At 37.3% G+C, this 18981-nt stretch carries 18 protein-coding genes, 1 tRNA gene and 1 pseudogene; 16 read left to right on the top strand and 4 right to left on the bottom strand.

The genetic code is table 11. From position 1 onward, the window contains the following. Positions 1 to 7: 7 nt before the first annotated feature. Positions 8 to 274, bottom strand: coding sequence for a DUF2624 domain-containing protein (locus ACVIJU_RS13945; protein ID WP_063388062.1), 267 nt, complete (start codon positions 272 to 274; stop codon positions 8 to 10). Positions 275 to 419: 145 nt separating this feature from the next. Here ACVIJU_RS13945 and ACVIJU_RS13940 point away from each other — a divergent pair, with 145 nt between their 5' ends. The 5 genes from ACVIJU_RS13940 to ACVIJU_RS13920 all read left to right on the top strand — a co-directional run bounded on the left by ACVIJU_RS13940 (position 420) and on the right by ACVIJU_RS13920 (position 4076). Beyond that, the gene (locus tag ACVIJU_RS13940; protein WP_063388063.1) at positions 420 to 1301 is read left to right on the top strand and encodes a YitT family protein; all 882 of its coding nucleotides are present in this window, start codon (positions 420 to 422) and stop codon (positions 1299 to 1301) included. A 114-nt stretch (positions 1302 to 1415) separates the two neighbouring features. Further along, positions 1416 to 2174 carry a metal ABC transporter ATP-binding protein gene (locus ACVIJU_RS13935; protein ID WP_066247563.1) on the top strand — a complete coding sequence of 253 codons (759 nt, stop codon included), beginning with the start codon at positions 1416 to 1418 and terminating at the stop codon, positions 2172 to 2174. Between the two features lie 15 nt (positions 2175 to 2189). Next, positions 2190 to 3029, top strand: a complete 840-nt coding sequence (locus ACVIJU_RS13930; protein ID WP_063388065.1) for a metal ABC transporter permease — start codon at positions 2190 to 2192, stop codon at positions 3027 to 3029. Then, positions 3026 to 3448 carry a Fur family transcriptional regulator gene (locus tag ACVIJU_RS13925; RefSeq protein WP_063388066.1) on the top strand — a complete coding sequence of 141 codons (423 nt, stop codon included), beginning with the start codon at positions 3026 to 3028 and terminating at the stop codon, positions 3446 to 3448. Before ACVIJU_RS13930 ends, ACVIJU_RS13925 begins: the two co-directional genes overlap by 4 nt. A 241-nt stretch (positions 3449 to 3689) precedes the next feature. Next, entirely contained in the window at positions 3690 to 4076 is a 387-nt protein-coding gene (locus tag ACVIJU_RS13920; protein WP_063388067.1) for a hypothetical protein, read from the top strand. Between the two features lie 35 nt (positions 4077 to 4111). Here the strand turns inward: ACVIJU_RS13920 and ispG are convergent, their stop codons facing one another. Together ispG and ACVIJU_RS13910 are read right to left on the bottom strand one after the other, a co-directional pair. After that, positions 4112 to 5218 (bottom strand): flavodoxin-dependent (E)-4-hydroxy-3-methylbut-2-enyl-diphosphate synthase, encoded by a 1107-nt coding sequence (gene ispG / locus ACVIJU_RS13915; RefSeq protein ID WP_094246222.1) that lies wholly within the window; start codon positions 5216 to 5218, stop codon positions 4112 to 4114. A gap of 95 nt (positions 5219 to 5313) precedes the next feature. Next, a complete protein-coding gene (locus tag ACVIJU_RS13910) occupies positions 5314 to 5616 on the bottom strand; it encodes a hypothetical protein (RefSeq protein WP_063388069.1) in 303 nt (100 codons plus the stop codon). A 490-nt stretch (positions 5617 to 6106) separates the two neighbouring features. Here ACVIJU_RS13910 and ACVIJU_RS13905 point away from each other — a divergent pair, with 490 nt between their 5' ends. Together ACVIJU_RS13905 and ACVIJU_RS13900 are read left to right on the top strand one after the other, a co-directional pair. Next, positions 6107 to 7321 carry an MFS transporter gene (locus tag ACVIJU_RS13905; protein ID WP_456687692.1) on the top strand — a complete coding sequence of 405 codons (1215 nt, stop codon included), beginning with the start codon at positions 6107 to 6109 and terminating at the stop codon, positions 7319 to 7321. Positions 7322 to 7398: 77 nt separating this feature from the next. Beyond that, positions 7399 to 9096, top strand: a complete 1698-nt coding sequence (locus ACVIJU_RS13900; protein ID WP_456687691.1) for a methyl-accepting chemotaxis protein — start codon at positions 7399 to 7401, stop codon at positions 9094 to 9096. Between the two features lie 52 nt (positions 9097 to 9148). Here the strand turns inward: ACVIJU_RS13900 and ACVIJU_RS13895 are convergent, their stop codons facing one another. Next, a complete protein-coding gene (locus ACVIJU_RS13895) occupies positions 9149 to 9931 on the bottom strand; it encodes a DUF1189 domain-containing protein (protein ID WP_094246219.1) in 783 nt (260 codons plus the stop codon). A 361-nt stretch (positions 9932 to 10292) separates the two neighbouring features. Between ACVIJU_RS13895 and ACVIJU_RS13890 the strand changes: the two genes are divergently transcribed. From ACVIJU_RS13890 to pstB, 9 genes and pseudogenes are all read left to right on the top strand, one after another. Then, complete coding sequence (locus ACVIJU_RS13890; RefSeq protein WP_339210114.1) at positions 10293 to 11924, top strand: Na/Pi cotransporter family protein; 1632 nt, start codon at positions 10293 to 10295, stop codon at positions 11922 to 11924. A 56-nt stretch (positions 11925 to 11980) separates the two neighbouring features. Further along, positions 11981 to 12463, top strand: coding sequence for a DUF456 domain-containing protein (locus ACVIJU_RS13885; protein ID WP_063388073.1), 483 nt, complete (start codon positions 11981 to 11983; stop codon positions 12461 to 12463). 56 nt (positions 12464 to 12519) lie between these two features. Next, positions 12520 to 12593 (top strand) — tRNA-Ile (locus tag ACVIJU_RS13880). A 138-nt stretch (positions 12594 to 12731) separates the two neighbouring features. Continuing rightward, positions 12732 to 13340, top strand: coding sequence for a superoxide dismutase SodA (gene sodA / locus ACVIJU_RS13875; RefSeq protein WP_063388074.1), 609 nt, complete (start codon positions 12732 to 12734; stop codon positions 13338 to 13340). Between the two features lie 404 nt (positions 13341 to 13744). Next, positions 13745 to 15025: an MFS transporter gene (locus tag ACVIJU_RS13870; protein ID WP_429652709.1), complete on the top strand. Its 1281-nt coding sequence runs from the start codon at positions 13745 to 13747 to the stop codon at positions 15023 to 15025. Between the two features lie 161 nt (positions 15026 to 15186). Further along, positions 15187 to 16173, top strand: coding sequence for a PstS family phosphate ABC transporter substrate-binding protein (locus ACVIJU_RS13865; RefSeq protein ID WP_063388076.1), 987 nt, complete (start codon positions 15187 to 15189; stop codon positions 16171 to 16173). 73 nt (positions 16174 to 16246) lie between these two features. Beyond that, positions 16247 to 17189 (top strand): annotated as a pseudogene (gene pstC, locus ACVIJU_RS13860) (phosphate ABC transporter permease subunit PstC). 1 nt (position 17190) lies between these two features. After that, positions 17191 to 18069 (top strand): phosphate ABC transporter permease PstA, encoded by an 879-nt coding sequence (pstA, locus tag ACVIJU_RS13855; protein WP_063388078.1) that lies wholly within the window; start codon positions 17191 to 17193, stop codon positions 18067 to 18069. 84 nt (positions 18070 to 18153) lie between these two features. Next, positions 18154 to 18945 carry a phosphate ABC transporter ATP-binding protein PstB gene (gene pstB, locus ACVIJU_RS13850; protein WP_269467022.1) on the top strand — a complete coding sequence of 264 codons (792 nt, stop codon included), beginning with the start codon at positions 18154 to 18156 and terminating at the stop codon, positions 18943 to 18945. The last annotated feature ends 36 nt before the right edge of the window (positions 18946 to 18981 follow it).

Raw genomic sequence — 18981 nt, 5'->3', positions numbered from 1 at the left:
GCCTTTTTTATTTCCAATTGCCATTGAAGAATTGCAAAAATAATTGATTTGCTTTTTTGGCTGTTTCCGGCGAAGTGATTTTGGCAATTTGTTTTAACAAAGCAATTCTTTCTTCTTCATGAAACACGTTGATTTTTTTTCCCTGTACGAGTTGAAGCAGCTGTTTTGCTTCGTTAATCGAAATGGATATATCATATTGCTTTGCATATGACACAAGTTCTTCAGGTTTTAAACTGTTAATTTTTTGTTGAATAATTTTTTCAAATAAAATCAAAGATCTCGCCTCCCCTCTTATTCGTATGAACAGAGGGGGAGATAGTTGCCTTTTTTTAAAAAAAATGGGTGGAGAAAATCACATAAATATCGTCTCAGCAAAATTTTTATAATACAATATGATTAAAAAAAACTAGGAGGACGAGATGAGTAAAAAACATCATAAAAAAGAAAGCTTAAGACACATCATTTATCGATTGTTAATGATTGTGATCGGAGCTGTTCTGGCAGCCGTAAGCATCGAGCTGTTTTTAGTCCCAAATCATATGATTGATGGCGGTATCATCGGCATTTCGCTTATTTTAGACCACATATTTTCGAATCATATTAAAATCATCAATTTCGCTACATTAGTTATTGTGTTAAACCTTCCTTTTATGTATTCCGGTTATAAGCAGATTGGGAAGACATTTATGTTTTCGTCCATATTTGGCATCATTTGTTTGGCCATTGCGGAAAGGCTGGCCCATGATTTTGAGGCCTTTACTACAGAGCCTTTACTAGCCACTGTATTTGGTGGTTTTTTGCTCGGTGCAGGAGTGGGACTTGTCATCCGACACGGAGGATCTCTGGACGGGACAGAAATTTTAGGAATTCTTTTAACGAAAAAAATTCCCTTTTCCGTTGGCGAAATCGTGATGTTTTTGAATATTTTCATTTTTGGAAGCGCAGCGTTTGTCTTCGGGATAGAGCAAGCCATGTATTCCATCTTTACATATTATATTGCCTTTAAAACAATTGATGCGGTTGTTCAAGGTCTTGATGAAACAAAGGCCGCCATCATTATATCTGATCATTACGATGAAGTGTCTGATGCTATATTGTCACGCTTAGGACGCGGAACGACAAAATTAAAGGGAAAAGGCGGATACACGGATACGGAAAAAGACGTCATTTATGCAGTTGTTACAAGGCTTGAAGTGGCAAAATTAAAATCGATTGTACATGAGATTGACCCGAACGCGTTTATTACCATTATGAATACACAAGAAACGAAAGGCGGAAAATTTAAATCTGCCATCCATTAATCAACACATTGAAGTAGAGGGAGAACACATTTTTCTTTACAAATGTGCTCTTCTCCTGTATAATTTAATGATAAAAATAAATCGTAATGATTCCTAATTAAATAGGTGAGAAGCATGGGGGAAAAAATAGTAGAAGTAAAGAACCTTTTTTTTCAATATGAGAGAAAATATGTGCTCGAAAATATCAATATTTCCATTGAAAAAGGAGCATTTTTAGGTTTAGTTGGGCCGAACGGCTCCGGAAAATCGACATTATTGAAATGTCTGCTTGGGCTTTTAAAGCCTCAGAAAGGGACGATTCATTTATTTGGTGAAGATATTCATCAATTTAACGATTGGCATAAAATTGGCTACGTTTCTCAAAAGGCAAACAGCTTTAACTCTTCGTTCCCAGCTACTGTTTTTGAAGTAGTAGCGAGCGGCTTGACTCCCAAACTCGGTTTGTTTAAAAAAATGAAAAAAGCTGATCGGGAAAAGGTAATGGAAGCGATCCGGGCAGTTGGAATGGAAAAGGCAGTTCACCAAAATATTGGTGAGCTTTCAGGAGGACAGCAGCAAAGGGTATTTATTGCTCGTGCACTTGTCAGTGAACCTAAATTATTGATTTTAGATGAACCAACTGTAGGTGTAGATAGTCAGACAGTCAATCATTTTTATCAGCTTTTGCATCATTTGAATAAAGAATTGGAAATCACACTAATACTTGTTACCCATGATATTGGAGCTATTACAGATAAAGTTACGCATGTTGCTTGCTTGAACAAACAACTTTATTTCCATGGAAATAAAGACGAATTTGAACGCCTGAAAGAAACGGAATTGACCTCATTGTACGGGCATCCAGTTCAGTTAATAACGCATGATCATGAGTAGATGGAGGAAATGAAGATGTTTAGCAGTATTTTACAATTTGAGTTTTTGCAAAATGCATTTCTTTCAGGTATTTTAATCGGTTTTATCGCACCTCTTTTAGGTGTTTTTGTGGTGGTCAGACGATTATCACTAATTGCAGATGCACTGAGTCATGTGACCTTGGCTGGAATTGCGGGCGGTCTTTTTTTATCTTCAAAAATATCCTTCTTTTCTTCATTGAATCCAATTTATGTCGGAATGGGTTTTTCTGTTTTAGGCTCACTTGTGATTGAAAAGCTGCGAGCTTTTTATAAATTTTATGCGGAATTGGCCATTCCGATAATTATGTCGGCTGGGATCGGTTTTAGCGTTGTATTTATCTCTTTGGCAGACGGGTTTAATACAGATCTTTTTAATTACTTATTTGGAAGTGTTAGTGCGGTTTCCAGGACGGATTTATATATTATTACTGGTGTTGCAGCATTGGTTATTTTATTGATCGTATTGTTTTATAAAGAATTGTTTTTACTGTCGTTTGATGAAGAATATGCATCTGCTTTAGGGCTGCCGGCAAAAGGCTTGCATCTTTTGTTTATTTTAACAGTTGCCCTAGTGATAAGCGTTTCCATGAGAGTTGTTGGAATTTTGTTAGTTTCCTCGCTTATGACCCTTCCTGTTGCTGCAAGTATTAGAATAGCAACCGGTTTTAAAAAGACAATTTTTCTTTCCGTTATAATAGGAGAAGCTTCCGTTTTAATCGGTTTAGTATTATCTTATTATTTAGATATTGCTCCGGGAGGAACAATTGTCATTTTAGAGGTATTGGCTTTGATTTTTTCCATTATTTTGTCAAAAGCTAGGAGGGGCAAAATATGAATGTCGAACAAGCTTTACAATATTTAAAAGAAAAGGGATATAAATATACATCCAAAAGGAAAGAAATGCTTCAACTAATTGCCGATTCTGATAAATATTTGACAGCTAAAGATGTTTTGGAAAAAATGAATAAGCGCTATCCCGGTTTAAGTTTTGATACGATTTACCGGAATTTATCATTGTTTGCAGAGTTGGGTATATTGGAAACGACAGAGCTTTCAGGTGAAAAGCACTTTCGCTTTCATTGTGACTTAGGACATCATCACCACCATTTTATTTGTATGGAATGCGGAAAAACGAAAGAGATCGAATCATGCCCAATGAATACGATAGAGGAGTATTTGGACGGATATAAAATTAATGGACATAAATTTGAAATTTATGGGTTATGCCCGAATTGCCATGAACAAACCTTGTGAAATTTGATCACAAGGTTTGTTTTTTTATGGGAATTCGTGATAAGAAGGGATGAACTCGAGTTTTGTCATTTCTTAAAAAAAGAATAAAATTTCACAAATAGTAAAAAAATAAAGGATCAACATATTGCTTCCCGTCCTCTGATCCAACATTAGATCCTATTTGAAAACATTTCCATAATAATGGGAATTGATTTGCTTATACTATAAATGCTCCTATCTTTTGAAAGCGAGGGATATGGCAATGGCAAACAAAAATTTCCCACATGCCGGCAAATCAACTGAAATAAATGCCATTCAGGAAAACCGAAATTTTGAAAACCGGAATAATGAAAACCGAGATTATCTAGAAGAAACCGCAGCAGAAGCTGGAGCAGTTGAATCTAGAAATACAAATGAAACATATAATTATAATAATGACGCCGATGAAGCTGGCGGCCGCAATTTAGGATGGCTGGCGCTGGCACTATCGATTATTTCTTTATTTGTTTTGCCCGTTTTATTAGGAGCATCGGGTATCATTATAGGGTTTATCGCCCGTCGGCGCGGTGCGGAAAATCTGGGAGCATGGGCGATCGGAATAGGTATCGTTTCCTTGCTGCTTGGAATTTTCGTATTGCCGTTTTTTTAACAAAAACAAAAAGCTTGGGGCATGTGCTCCAAGCTTTAAACTTTTTCCTTTTCTTGTTTTTTGAAATATTCTTCAGCGATTAAATCCACTTCTTTTTTTAATTCTTCGACCATTGTTTCTTCCGGAACTTTCCGAACAATTTTTCCTTTTCTAAAAAGCAATCCTTCGCCTCGTGCACCAGCAATTCCAATATCGGCTTCTCTCGCTTCGCCTGGACCGTTTACTGCGCATCCTAAAACAGCTACTTTGATTGGCGCACGAATTTTTGAAATATATTCTTCGACTTCATTCGCGATTTTAATGAGATCTATTTCAATTCTTCCGCATGTAGGGCATGAAATAAGTGTTGCTGCATTGGCAGCCAGGCCGAATGATTTCAGCAATTCCCGGGCAACCTTCACCTCTTCGACGGGATCAGCGCTTAATGATATACGCAAAGTATTGCCGATGCCTTTGCTTAAAATGGCTCCAAGGCCGGCAGCGCTTTTGATTGTTCCCGCAAACAAAGTGCCAGATTCGGTAATCCCTAAATGGAGCGGATAATCAAACGCTTTTGCAGCTTTTTCATATGCTTCGATTGAAAGCCGTACATCAGACGCTTTTAAAGAAACGATAATATCGTGAAAATCAAGATCCTCTAAAATTTTTATGTGATGCAATGCACTTTCAACCATTCCGTCAGCAGTAGGATAGCCGTACTTTTCTAAAATCCTTTTTTCAAGTGAACCGGCGTTTACTCCAATTCTGATTGGAATGTTTCTTTCTTTCGCAGCCTTCACAACGGCTTCTACTTTTTCCCTTCGCCCGATGTTCCCTGGGTTAATCCGTATTTTATCTGCTCCGCCTTCAATCGCTTTTAAAGCGAGCCGGTAATCAAAATGTATATCGACAACTAGAGGAATGTTAATGCGTTTTTTGATTTCTGGAATTGCATTTGCAGCCCGTTCATCAGGACAAGCAACACGAACGATTTGACAACCTGCTTCTTCCAGTCTGTGAATTTCTTTTACTGTGGCTTCAACATCATGCGTTTTCGTTGTGGTCATGCTTTGAATGACTACTTCATTATTTCCGCCAATTTGAATGTTGCCTACTTTGACTGGACGTGTTTTCGTACGATGTGTGATTTCGCCCACGTTTATCGCTCCTTAAATATAAATACGTTTGATGGAACATTTGCCATCCTATGATATTGTACCAATCATAGCCAAGCAATGACAAGAATTAAAAACTTTAACTAATTGTTATATAAGGGGAATTTGTATGTTTTTCCTGCTTGTATACTGTACACATCTTCATTTGAATTTAATTCCCCAAAATCTTTAATAATCTCTTCAATGCTTGCTGGAACAGGCTTATTGTGTATTTTTTCAACAATGGAAAGAACCGTATCTCCTTCCTTCACTTTTACCTCCATAAATTGTTCTTCAGCATGCTGTTCATTTTGTATGGAAGATACAGGTAATGTACCGTTTTTTAAATCATAATAAATAACAAAACTGAAAAAGATAACTAGTAAAGCGGAAAATAAACGTTTCATCTCTATGTTCCCCCGTTTTGTTCTTTATTAACATATATGTTTTTTATGTACAAACATACCAATTATGTCTTTGCTGGCATACACAAGTGAAAAGTTAGCAAGTTCGGAGGACCTGGGGAGAAATCAACATCTCTTTTCTCGCTTGAGACAAGCTGCTGAAGCTGTTGCAAAGCGAGTTCGATGCTTCTTTCGATCTTTCTTCCTTCTCGAATGGAAAATTTATACAGATTAAAACTTTCAGGCAATGCGGGCTCAAATTTATGAATTCAGATCCTTTCCAGCTATTCTTTCCGAAAATATGTTCAAGCTGAAGCCAGTGCCTGAATTAATGCGAGAGGGAAGCTCAGTTAAACCTAAAGGGTAGAAGCTGCTTTACGATCGAAGAGCATTTTGAAAACGTCCAAGATATTCTTCGGTTTAACGCATTCCCTGCTGTCAACAATGAATTCATGCATCAATTCGAAATTCGAGTAAACGAAGGGAGATAAATATGAGAGAGCATATCATCATTATGTTATTAGGGATGCTTCCGTTTATGATGGTGCTAGGAAATTCGATGCTGATCCCGATATTGCCGGAATTTGGACAAGCGCTTGAAATTACAGCTGCACAGACGAGCTTTATTTTAAGCATATTTAATATACCTGCAGCGATCATCATCCCAATCGTAGGTTTCCTTTCCGACCGTTACGGCCGAAAAACATTTATTTTATGGTCGCTTTTATTGCTGATCATAGGGGGGGCTATCTGTTTTTTCAGCGGTTTTGTCAACAAATCTATTGCTTTTTGGACATTGTTAGCTGGACGTTTGGTGCAAGGGCTTGGCACAGGAGGAATATCGTCTCTAGCCATGTCATTAGCAGGAGACATGTTTACGGGCGAAAAACGGGATCGAGCTCTTGCCGTTTTAGAAGTGTTCAACGGAACTGCAAAAGTAGCCGCTCCCATTTTAGGGGCTTTGTTAGCCCTTGTAGCATGGTATTTTCCATTCATTCTTTTCCCTATTATTGGAACCCTCTTGCTTTTTTTCATTCTTTTTTTTATAAAGACTTCTCCATCAGGCGAGGAAAAAATATCGCTTCACGAATATGTGCAAAGAATAGCTGATGTGTTAAAGGTGCAAAAAGCGCGATTGTTATCTCTTTACCTGTATGGCGGTACAAGTATGTTTTTGCTTTTTGGGCTGCTGTATTACTTAGCCTATTTAATTGAAGAGTTATATCATATCGATGGATTCTTTAAAGGATTTGTATACTCTTTTCCGTTAGGTGCATTATCTATATCGTCTTATTGGACAGGAAAGCGATTGGACTATGTAAAAAAACGTTTTCTTTTTTTATTGGTAGGGATGTTCATGACGTTTTTATCATTTTTCAGTTTTTTGATTTTTCAACAGTTTTCGCTATTTTTGTTTTTTATCACTATTTCATTTGGCGGCTTAGGTTTTGTGCTGCCGGTTATTAATTCGTTGATTATATCAAGTGTTGATGATGCAGAAAGAGGGATTGTAGTTAGCTTATACGGGATGGCGCGTTTTTTAGGGGTTGCGCTCGGACCGGTTGTTTTTAGCTTGTGGATTGGCAATGAACAGTTGTTGTTTAAGCTTTTATTTTTTATGTTGTCGCTCGTTCAATGTTTACTCCTATACGTATTTAAAAATGATTGGAAAATAGTATGTAGCAAAATGTGGAGGAATTTACAATAAAAATAAAAAAACTTTAAATTCCCTTAATAATCTTTTGTCATAATGCTGTTAAGCTTATAAAGGGGGAAATCATAATAGTGAAAAAGAAGAGAAAGAACATGTCGATAGGAGAGCGAATACCTCTATCTGTAAGATTGATTTTGTTTGCGCTCATACTTCTTATTAGTTCGATAACTGTTGTCGGTTATACTGCTTACCAAAAAGCAAGTGAAACAACTTTTAATTTGATAGAGGATCGATTAAAAAGGGAAGTATATATGACAGAGATTGCTGCCAGCAATCTTCTGTATGCTTATGTAAATAGCTCTGATGATTTTTTCGAAAGATTTGATAAAGAAGTCGTTCAAAGGCAATCCTCCCAGCTGATTCAGGACGGTTTAAATGCTGACTTTTTTTTCGTTCGAAATGAAAAGGCCACACCATTTTCGGTTAGCGTTAAAACAAAAACTCAAATCCCAGCTGCAATTGTAAAGGAAATAACGAAAAAAAATAGTGGAATTATTCATAAATCTTTCAATGGACAAGATTATACGTTGGCCTTTAAAGAAATGCAGGAATTGAAAGGAATTTTTTTGCTTGCCGTTCCGACAGAAAGCTATATTAAGCCTGTGCATGAACTAGCTTACAATACAATCTGGATTGGAATAATCAGCGTCCTTTTTATGATGGGAATTTTGTTTTTAGCTGTCAGAAGTATGACAAAACCGTTGACGATTTTGAGGGAAAAAATGAGAAAAATGCGTGAAGGAGATATTCAGCTTGATTTAAACATAAATACAAATCTTCCAGAAATCCTTTCGCTCATCAAAAGCTTTAAGCAATTGGCAGGCTATTTGGGGATGATGATTCAAAGGATTAATACCACGACAGAAAATTTGTTTTCGACAGGCCGGAAGCTTAAACACTCTTCTGATGACGTATTAACATTACATACGAATCTTGTTGAAGCGATTGAAATGGTGAAAAACGGTGCGAAGCAAACAGCTTCAAGCTCTGAAGAAAGCGCAAAAGTATTTCATTCCATGAAAAATACAGTTCAAACTGTGCTGGAGAGAATAGAGCGCCTTTTCTCAAGCGTACAGGGCATGAACCGATCAGCCAACACGGGAGAACAAAACATGAGACAGATGATCGAATCGTTAAATCGCTTTGAAAAAGAATGCAAAACTATGTCTAAAACGATCCAAAGTGTTCGAGATCATTCGACGGCGATTGAAAAGGTTGTGGAAATGATATATGCAATATCTGAGAAAACAAAGCTATTGTCATTAAATGCAACAATTGAAGCAGCAAGAGCTGGAGAAGAAGGCAAAGGATTTGCTATCGTTGCTGAGGAAGTCCGAAAATTGGCTGAACAGTCATCCAAAGCGACGGAAGACATAGCACAGTCTGTAAAAATGATGGATGATATTTCTCAGAGCGCTTATCAGCAGTTTAAGCTAATTTTGGAGCTTGTGCAAAACCATTTAGAAGTTGCAGGTAAATCGCGGCTTTCATTTGATCAACTAGTAGATGAGATTGGAAAAGTGAATGAAATATTGTCTGAAACAAGACACAGCTTACATACTTTAGATGATTGGCTCCCTAAAATGGAGCAATCTGCTGAAAATTTTTTATCAGTCTCTCAAGAAACGTTTGCCAGTGCAGAGCAAATGCAATCTGTCGCAAAAGTACAGATGGAACAAATTCGCGAAACCCATGCTATTGGACTAACTTTAATGGAACTGTCCGAATCTCTAAAGTCCACTACAAACAAATTTCAGTTTAAATCATAGTGTTAATAACCCCCTTAAGGCAGAGTTGGAAATTCTGCCTTAAGGGGTTTTTCTATGCAGCTTTTACTGGCTGTTTCGGGCTCGGGATTTCTTTTAATACAAGATATAAAACACTTATATGTACAAACCAGTTTATATAAAGAGCAAAGGATATATCGATGAGAAAAAAGTTCATAATGGCAAAAAACACGGTTGCAAGCGTGACGCTGTAGGCTGAAATAGTCCAAAGCTGTTTAAAATTTAATCTTTTTCCCATCCTCTTTTTAAACAACAGCCCGACAATAGCTAAAAACGTAATTTCCACAAATTTAGAAGTGGCTGACATCGCAAATAGTGTGACAGATATCACGGGAATGATAATCGGAGCAACTTCAGACAGCTGTTTGATGGCAGATGTCAAATCCTCTTTTGTTATCTCTGTTTCCTGAAAAAAGTTATACTCGAGCTGCTGCATTGCGCCATTGGAAACGAAAACAAATTCATTCGATAAGATGCCGATGACGTTTTCCTGCCATTTCAAGTCATCCCTTGTGAAAGTTCCTTTTGGGTCAAAAATAATTGTATATTGATCATGCTTTGCTTTCACAACCGCATTTTCCTCGGATTTTAAAGTTCCGTTATGAATGGTGAATTCAGGGATTTTTTCATTTATCGTTTGGTCAAGCCCGTTTATAGCATTTACAATAGCTAAGTTTAAATATATGCAATTGGGCAGGGCGGCAAGAAAGGCCAATAAAAATCCATAAAGAATGGGTTTGCCGATTTTTTGAAATCTTGTAAGAGCGATCGTTTTTGGAGAGTATATGCTTTTAAAAAGGAGGACAAATAAATTCATTGATCGAAACACTTCCTTTTATAACATTTCTATTTGATTGTACCAATGAAACAAAAATAATGAAAATAAGTTATATAGGCGATTCGGCAATAAGAATAACAATTGTGAACAAAATGTAAAATTTTTTTGTTAAATTTAAAATATAAAAGTAACATGTGTGGGAGGGACATGTTAAAAATTAATTTTATTTGCGGGGCATATCGGTTTCGTCCATTATTATAGATAGAAGCTGCAGGAGCCTGCACCGATTGCAAAATAAAAAATTTGATTTGAAGGAATTTGGTAATGGGAAATGTAAACGTTTCTTTTTCAAAAATGATTTAACCGTTAATATATTTGGAAAAATAAGGAGGTGAAACGAGTGGATGTAGATGTTCAAAAAATATTATTTGAATTTCTTGGCGGGATTGGAATTTTTTTATTTGCGATTAAAAGTATGGGAGAAGGTATGCAAAAATTCTCCGGAGATAAATTACGAGATATTTTGGATAAGTTTACGACAAACCCTATTATGGGTATTTTTGCTGGGATGTTTGTGACAATGTTAATTCAATCAAGCAGCGGTACAACTGTTTTAACGGTTGGTCTCGTTTCTGCCGGCTTCATGAGCTTAAAGCAAGCAATAGGCGTGATCATGGGAGCAAATATCGGAACGACTGTTACGGCATTTATTATCGGATTCGATATCGAAGCTTATGCCTTGCCAATTTTATTTATAGGTTCTGTTCTTTTATTTTTTTCTAAAAACAAAAAAATAAACAGCATCGGGCAGGTGATCTTTGGATTTGGCGCTTTGTTTTTTGGGCTTGAATTGATGGGAGACGGCATGAAGCCGTTAAGATCATTAGAAATTTTTCATGACTTGACTGTCAGCATAAGTGCAAATCCGCTGCTTGGCGTTGTAATTGGAACCGTTTTTACAATCATCGTTCAAAGTTCAAGTGCGACGATTGGGATTTTGCAAATGATGTTTTCACAAGGGTTAATTGATCTCAACGCTGCGCTGCCTTTATTATTCGGTGATAATATCGGAACAACCATCACAGCAGTTTTGGCATCAATTGGAGCATCGATTGCTGCCAAACGGGCTGCTTTGACGCATGTAATGTTTAATTTAATCGGAACGGCAATTTTTCTAATTATTTTACCAATTTTCAAATATTTTATCGAATCATTGCAAGCCCATTTGTATTTAAATCCTGAAATGACCATTGCCTTTGCTCATGGAATATTTAATGTTGTCAATACGATCGTTCAAGCGCCGTTCATCGGTGCACTTGCACTGCTTGTCACAAAAGTTATACCTGGTGAAGATTTAGCGATAGAGTATAAAGCGAAGCATTTGGATCCAATTTTTATTGAACAGTCACCAACCATTGCTTTAGGGCAAGCGAAGGAAGAAGTGATTCGGATGGGTCAATATGCATCATTAGGGTTAGAGGAAACGAGACAATTTTTGATGACAAATCAGCAGAAGCACGCACAAATGGCGATGCAGCTTGAAGAGGCGATCAATAATTTAGATAGGAAAATAACAGATTATCTCGTATTGATTTCTGGAAAAGATATGTCGCAAAATGATTCACGCCGACATTCCATTTTAATGGATACTGTTCGAGATATTGAACGAATCGGCGACCATTTTGAAAATATAGTGGAGCTTATTGATTATAAAAATAATAATAAAGTCACCATTACTGAGCAGGCATTGGAAGATTTATTGGAAATGTTTGAAATTACCTTGCAAAATGTGAAGGATGCGATCGACGCTTTAGATGATAACGATGTTGTATTAGCAAAAAAAGTATTGAGATCTGAAGAAAAAATCGATAGAATGGAACGCACTTTACGCAAAAAACATATTATCCGCATTAATGAAGGGATTTGTACCGGACAAGGCGGAATAGTATATGTAGATATTATCAGCAACTTAGAACGAATTGGCGACCACTCGGTGAATATTGCGGAAGCTGTTTTAGGATACCGTCAATAATCGTTTCAAGTGAATTAAATTGTTCATTGATTTCTAATTTCTAGGAGGATAAGCAAATGGATGTAATCATTTGGATTTTGATCATTGCTCTTTTTATCTTATCTTTTGTCGGGCTGCTTTTCCCCATTTTACCATCAGCGTTATTGATTGTAGCAGCCTTTTTTATCTATGGGATTTGTTTTAGCTTCAGCCAGTTAACCATTTCATTTTGGGTTGTTGAAAGTATGTTCATCATTCTTTTATTCCTATCGGATTATTTGGCAAATATGGTAGGAGTTAAACGGTTTGGTGGAAGTAAAGCAGCCGGATGGGGAAGTACGATTGGTTTAATTGCCGGGCCATTTATCATCCCGTTTGTTGGCATTATTTTAGGACCTTTTTTAGGGGCTGTTGCGGCAGAGCTTCTCGTACACCGCAAAACATTTAGCGAGGCTGTAAAGGTTGGAGTCGGTTCTTTATTGGGGTTGTTGGCGAGCACAGTAGCAAAAGGGCTGATTCAGCTGTTGATGATCATTCATTTTCTTTATACAATATTCTAAATTAGCCATTGACTTCAATAGCTATTTAGTGATAATTTACTTATGTGTTTGAAAAAGGACCCTTAGCTCAGCTGGTTAGAGCAGACGGCTCATAACCGTCCGGTCGCAGGTTCGAATCCTGCAGGGTCCATAAAATTAGTCGAATAATGTAACCGCTTTTTTAATTGCACATTAATTGCATCATTTTAATAAGTTTGGTAATCTGAATATGAAAGCTTCAAGGAAGAAAGCATTTAGTACATATTAATCATTAAGGAGGAGATTCATTATGGCTTATGAATTACCTAAATTGCCATACGACTATGATGCATTGGAACCTCATATTGACAAAGAAACAATGACGATTCACCACACAAAACATCATAACACATATGTGACGAACTTGAACGCTGCTTTGGAAGGTCAAACTGAACTTTTATCTAAAAGTGTAGAAGACTTAATCTCTAATTTAGACGCTGTTCCTGAATCTGTTCGTACAGCTGTTCGAAATAATGGCGGAGGGCATGCAAATCACAGCTTGTTCTGGACCATCCTCTCACCGAATGGAGGCGGCGAGCCAACTGGAGAATTAGCAGAAGCAATTAACAAAAAATTTGGAAGTTTTGAAGCTTTTAAAGAAGAATTTGCTAAAGCTGCTGCTGGTCGTTTTGGCTCCGGCTGGGCATGGTTGGTTGTAAACAACGGCGAGCTTGAAATTACAAGCACTCCAAACCAAGACAATCCTCTTATGGAAGGGAAAACTCCAATTTTAGGTCTTGATGTTTGGGAGCATGCTTATTACTTAAAATACCAAAACCGTCGTCCTGAATATATTGCAGCGTTTTGGAATGTTGTGAATTGGGACGAAGTAGCAAAACGCTACAGCGCTGCAAAATAAACTGTTATAAGAGGCTGAGATATTCGAATCTCAGCCTTTTTTTATTTGGCGCGCCCAGCGAAGCTGTTATCTGCTAGTTGGTGCAAGTCCAACTCGAGTAAATGCCAGGACGCTCGGTAGCTGATAGGCAACTGGTGGAGAAACTAGACCTTGAAATCAACAAAGAAAAATCCAAACTGGTCAGCCTATGGGACGACACAAACGGATTTGACTTTCTGGACAGCCCCTTGAAATCAGTTTTCTACTCTACTATTTTTTGGAAATGACTGACATAATTTGCGTTTCAGCGGTTTCTGTGCATTTTTTTGAGGTTGATCACTGAAAGGTAACGAAAACACCTTTCTTAATACATAACTCCCCTTTAGCTAGGAAAAATAGTAGTAGCAAGTAAAGGGGAGTTTTATATGATAAACGTCAAAAAATGGATTGGATCAAGAAAAACAGACCATGATTTCATGCTGCTGTTGATGATCGGCGGTTTTTATTCATTAAGCATTGCACTTTCGAATACGTTCGTAAATGTTTATTTATGGAAACAGTCAGGGGAATTGATTGATTTAGGATTATACAATTTATTTATTGTCATTTTTCAGCCGCTTGCTTTCATTATTGCTGGGAAAGTATCCAAAAAAATTGATCGAGTCGTTGTACTTCGCCTAGGAGTGTCGTTTTTAGCCGCATTTTTTCTAACCGTTTTAGTTTTAAAAGATCAAGCTGTCAACTACATGTATTTGTTAGGTGCAATCATTGGCATCGGCTACGGTTTTTATTGGCTGGCCTTTAATGTGTTGACATTTGAAATTACTGAACCGGAAACACGGGACTTTTTTAATGGCTTTCTTGGGATATTAACTTCCCTTTCAGGGATGATTGGACCGATGTTAGCCGGTCTGATTATTTCAAGACTTACAAATACTATTGGGTATAAAGTGATTTTTGCAGTTTCGTTAATGTTATTTACTGTTGCTGTCATGTTGAGCTTCTTTTTTACGTCTAGAAAAGCTCACGGAGATTACATTTTATTGAAAATCATTCAAGAAAGAAAAAGAAATAAAAATTGGCGATTAATTACAAACGCTCATGTGTTTCAAGGATTGCGTGAAGGAACATTTACATTTTTCATTAATGTGTTTGTATACATCGTGACCAAAAGTGAGATGGCTTTAGGTACATTTAGTTTTCTAAATTCTTTCGTAGCCTTTTTCACTTATATTGTGGCTTCTCGGTGGATTACGAAAAAAATGAGGAAAAAAGCTATTCTAGCCGGCGGGCTTATGCTATACTTTTCCTTGTTTCTCATTTTATTTCAAATTTCCTATGAAAGATTGTTAATATATGCTATTGCAATCGGAATTGCCTATCCAATTTTGCTTGTTCCGTACTCTTCGATCACGTATGATGTGATTGGAAAAGGGTGGAATATTGCGCAAGCAAGGATCGAATATATTGTTGTTCGAGAAATTTTTCTAAATGCAGGAAGAATCCTATCGATCCTCTTTTTTATTTTTACAGTTGCTTTGACAAATGAAACAAAAACCATTCCTTTTTTATTGCTCTTAATAGGTTCAGGCCATGCGTTCATATATCTGTTTGTTAAACAAATTAGGCTGAAAGAAAGCAACCGCCCGTTAAAACAAGAAAAGCGCATACACAGGCCAAATCTAGCGGATGGAGAGAAGGGATAAAATAAATGCGGAATGCCGTTTACGCAGCATCATCTGTTTTTTATACACACAAAAAACAAGCTTTACAAAAGCTTTACATTCTATTAAAACTTGTTTAATACTTGAAAGTTAATCTTATATACGTAAGATGAGATCACGAAATAATAGGGGGAAGTAACCGAATGAAAAATTTTAAATTTTTGGCGTCATCCATTATGATCAGTTCTGTATTAGCTTTTGCAGCAGCCTGCGGTAATTCGGATGATGCAAACACAAATGGTTCAAACTCCGGACAGCAATCATCTTCAGAAAGCGGATCAAGCGAGCAAAAATTAGAAGGTGAAATCGCTATTGATGGATCATCAACTGTTGGTCCGATAATGGAAGCTGTTTCTGAAGAATTTGCTGCAGAACATCCTGATGTAAAAGCTCCAATTGGAATTTCAGGAACAGGCGGGGGCTTTGAAAAATTTACAGCTGGTGAAACTGATATTTCTAACGCATCTCGCCCAATTAAAGACGAAGAGAAAAAAGTTGCTGAAGAAAATGGTATTGAATATACAGAATTCAAAATTGCTTTTGACGGTTTATCCGTTGTTGTAAACAAAGAAAATGACTGGGTCGATAAACTTACGATCGAAGATTTAGCAAAAATTTGGAAAGGCGAGCCGAAAAAATGGTCTGACATCAACCCTGAGTGGCCGGATGAAAAAATTAAATACTTCTCGCCTGGTACAGATTCCGGTACGTATGATTATTTTGATGAAGTTGTTTTAGGCGGTGAGCCGATTGTAAAAGATGCGACATTGTCCGAAGACGATAACGTACTTGTAAAAGGAGTCGCTAACGATAAAAATGCAATAGGTTATTTCGGCTATGCATACTATTTAGAAAATAAAGACCAGTTGAAAGTTGTACCGATTGTAAACTCTAAAGGGGAAGCAGTCGAGCCGACAAATGAAACGATTGAAAAAGGAACTTATGAACCGCTTTCCCGTCCGCTATTCTTTTATGTGAACAACAAATCATTAAAAGAAAAGCCGCAAGTGTATGAATACGTGAAGTTTGCCTTGGAAAACGCTGGGCAATTGGCAGAGGAAGTTGGCTATGTAAAACTTCCGCAAGAGCAATATGATGAACAGTTAAAAACGCTTGAAGGTTTAAAATAAAAATAAATAGACTGGTTGGATGAGAAGCATCCTTGCTTCTCATCTTCCTATGGGCATGAAAGGGGTTTTCATGATGGCTTTATCTGCAGGAAAATCGGTTCGGGAAATGATCAAAGAGAAAAAAACAAAAAAATCCACGCGCGATTTTATGGAAAAAATGGTCCCAGCCGTTTTATTTGTTGCAGCAGCTATTTCCATCTTAACAACTATCGGAATCATTGCTACTCTTGCTACAGAAACAATCATGTTTTTTTCACGAGTTTCTTTTTTTGAATTTATCACTGAAAAAGAATGGTATCCGTTTTTAAAAGATGATGCCTCATATGGAATCATGGCTCTTGTTTCTGGCACGCTTTTAGTAACGGTTATTGCCATGATTGTTGCGCTTCCAGTCGGTCTTGCATCTGCTATTTTTTTGAGTGAGTATGCGTCAGATCGGACAAGAAGGATTATCAAACCGATTTTAGAGGTTTTGGCAGGAATTCCAACTATTGTATATGGTTTTTTTGCTCTGACGTTTGTTACTCCTCTCTTGCAAAAATTGATCCCTGATATTGGCTTTTTCAATGCATTAAGCCCGGGCATTGTTGTTGGAATTATGATTATTCCGATGATTGCTTCCCTTTCAGAAGATGCGATGAGCTCTGTTCCGAATTCCATTCGAGAAGGCGCACTTGCTTTAGGTGCGACAAAATTTGAGGTGGCTTTAAAAGTAGTACTTCCTGCTGCCACATCGGGAGTCGTTGCCTCGTTCGTACTAGGAATTTCCCGTGCGATTGGCGAAACAATGATTGTCACATTGGCTGGAGGAGCCACTCCAAAATTAACGTTTGATCCAACTGAATCTATTCAAACGATGACGGCTTATATCGTTCAAGTCAGCACGGGCGATGCGGGATACGGAACAACAATCTATTACAGCATTTATGCTGTCGGTGGCCACGCTTTTTGTCTTTACAATGCTGATGAATTTATTAGCTCAATTTATCTCGCGCCGATTCAGGGAGGAATATTAACATGAAGTACATTGATCAAACGGTTGTTCGAAAAATGATGGGCAAAAGGGCCATGAAAAATCGTTTTTTTCAAACACTGTTTTTTGTATCTACCATCTTCGCTTTAGTAGTCCTTGCTATTCTGTTATACCGAATATTCACTCAAGGAATTAGTTATGTAACACCGGAGTTTTTCCAAAATTTTGCCTCTAGAAGAGCTTCTGCATCAGGAATAAAAGCAGCCCTGGTCGGCTCAATTTGGGTTATGGGAGTGGTCATTCCAATTTCCCTCCTGCTTGGTGTAGGAACAGCTATCTATTTAGAGGAATATGCGAAAAAAAATAAACTTACAAATTTTATTCAGGCGAATATTTCGAATTTGGCGGGTGTCCCATCTATTGTTTTTGGTTTGTTGGGGCTTACAGTATTTGTTCGGGGAATGGATTTAGGCAGAAGCATTTTGGCAGGCGGTTTAACGATGAGTTTATTAATATTGCCAGTTATTGTCGTGGCGGCACAAGAAGCGATCCGTTCGGTTCCGAAAGAGTTACGTGAAGCTTCTTATGGAATGGGAGCAACGAAATGGCAAACAATTTATCGAATTGTTCTTCCAGCTGCAATTCCTGGAATTCTTACCGGAAGCATTTTAGCTTTTTCACGAGCTATTGGAGAAACAGCCCCTCTTCTTGTGGCGGGTGCATTTGTATTTGTTAACTATTTACCAGAGAATTTATTAAGCTCCTATACGGTTATGCCGATTCAAATTTACAATTGGGCGTCGCGACCTCAAGCAGAATTTCAAAATGTAGCAGCTGCCGGAATCATTGTGTTGTTTATTTTCTTAATAGTAATGAATTCGGTTGCGGTGTTGATTCGAAACAAATTTCAAAAGCGTTATTAAATGGGTTTTCCTAAAAGGATGAAGGAGGTTTTTATTTTGGCAATTACTGAATTGAAAAAAACTGAACTGAAAAAAGAACAAGAAATTGTTTATGAACAAAATAGCGAAGACAAGAATGAAAAGAAAATTGTCTATAAAACGAACGGCTTAAATTTATGGTACGGTGATGATCAAGCTCTAAAAAACATTGATTTAGACATTTATGAAAATGAAGTAACTGCAATCATCGGTCCTTCTGGGTGCGGAAAGTCGACTTATATCAAAACATTGAATCGAATGGTCGAGCTGATTCCATCCGTTCGAATCAACGGTGAAATATTATATCGCGGAAAAAATATATTTGATAAATCTTATCGTGTTGAAGAACTGCGCACTCAAGTCGGCATGGTTTTCCAAAAGCCGAACCCGTTTCCGAAATCTATTTATGACAATATTGCGTATGGACCGAGAATACACGGCATCCGTGATAAAAAAATATTGGATGAAATCGTCGAAAAAAGTTTAAGAGGCGCGGCTATATGGGATGAAGTAAAAGATCGGTTGAAGGAAAACGCGTATGGCCTGTCAGGAGGACAACAGCAGCGTTTATGTATTGCGCGTTGTTTAGCAATTGAACCTGATGTGATTTTGATGGACGAACCAACGTCAGCGCTTGATCCGATTTCTACGTTGAAAATTGAGGAATTGGTTCAAGAATTAAAGAAAGATTACAGCATTATTATTGTAACGCATAACATGCAGCAAGCTGCACGTATATCTGATAAAACTGCCTTTTTCTTAAACGGAGAAGTTATCGAATTTGGCGAAACCGACCAAATCTTTTCTAATCCGTCAGATAAGCGGACGGAAGATTATATTACAGGACGCTTCGGATAATAATTGTTTTGAATAACACGGTTCATGTTGGAGGAA

It is taken from the genome of Aeribacillus sp. SP014 (assembly GCF_054055575.1).
The sequence above is the reverse complement of the archived record's forward strand: the minus strand, read 5'-3'. Positions and strand labels throughout refer to the sequence as shown.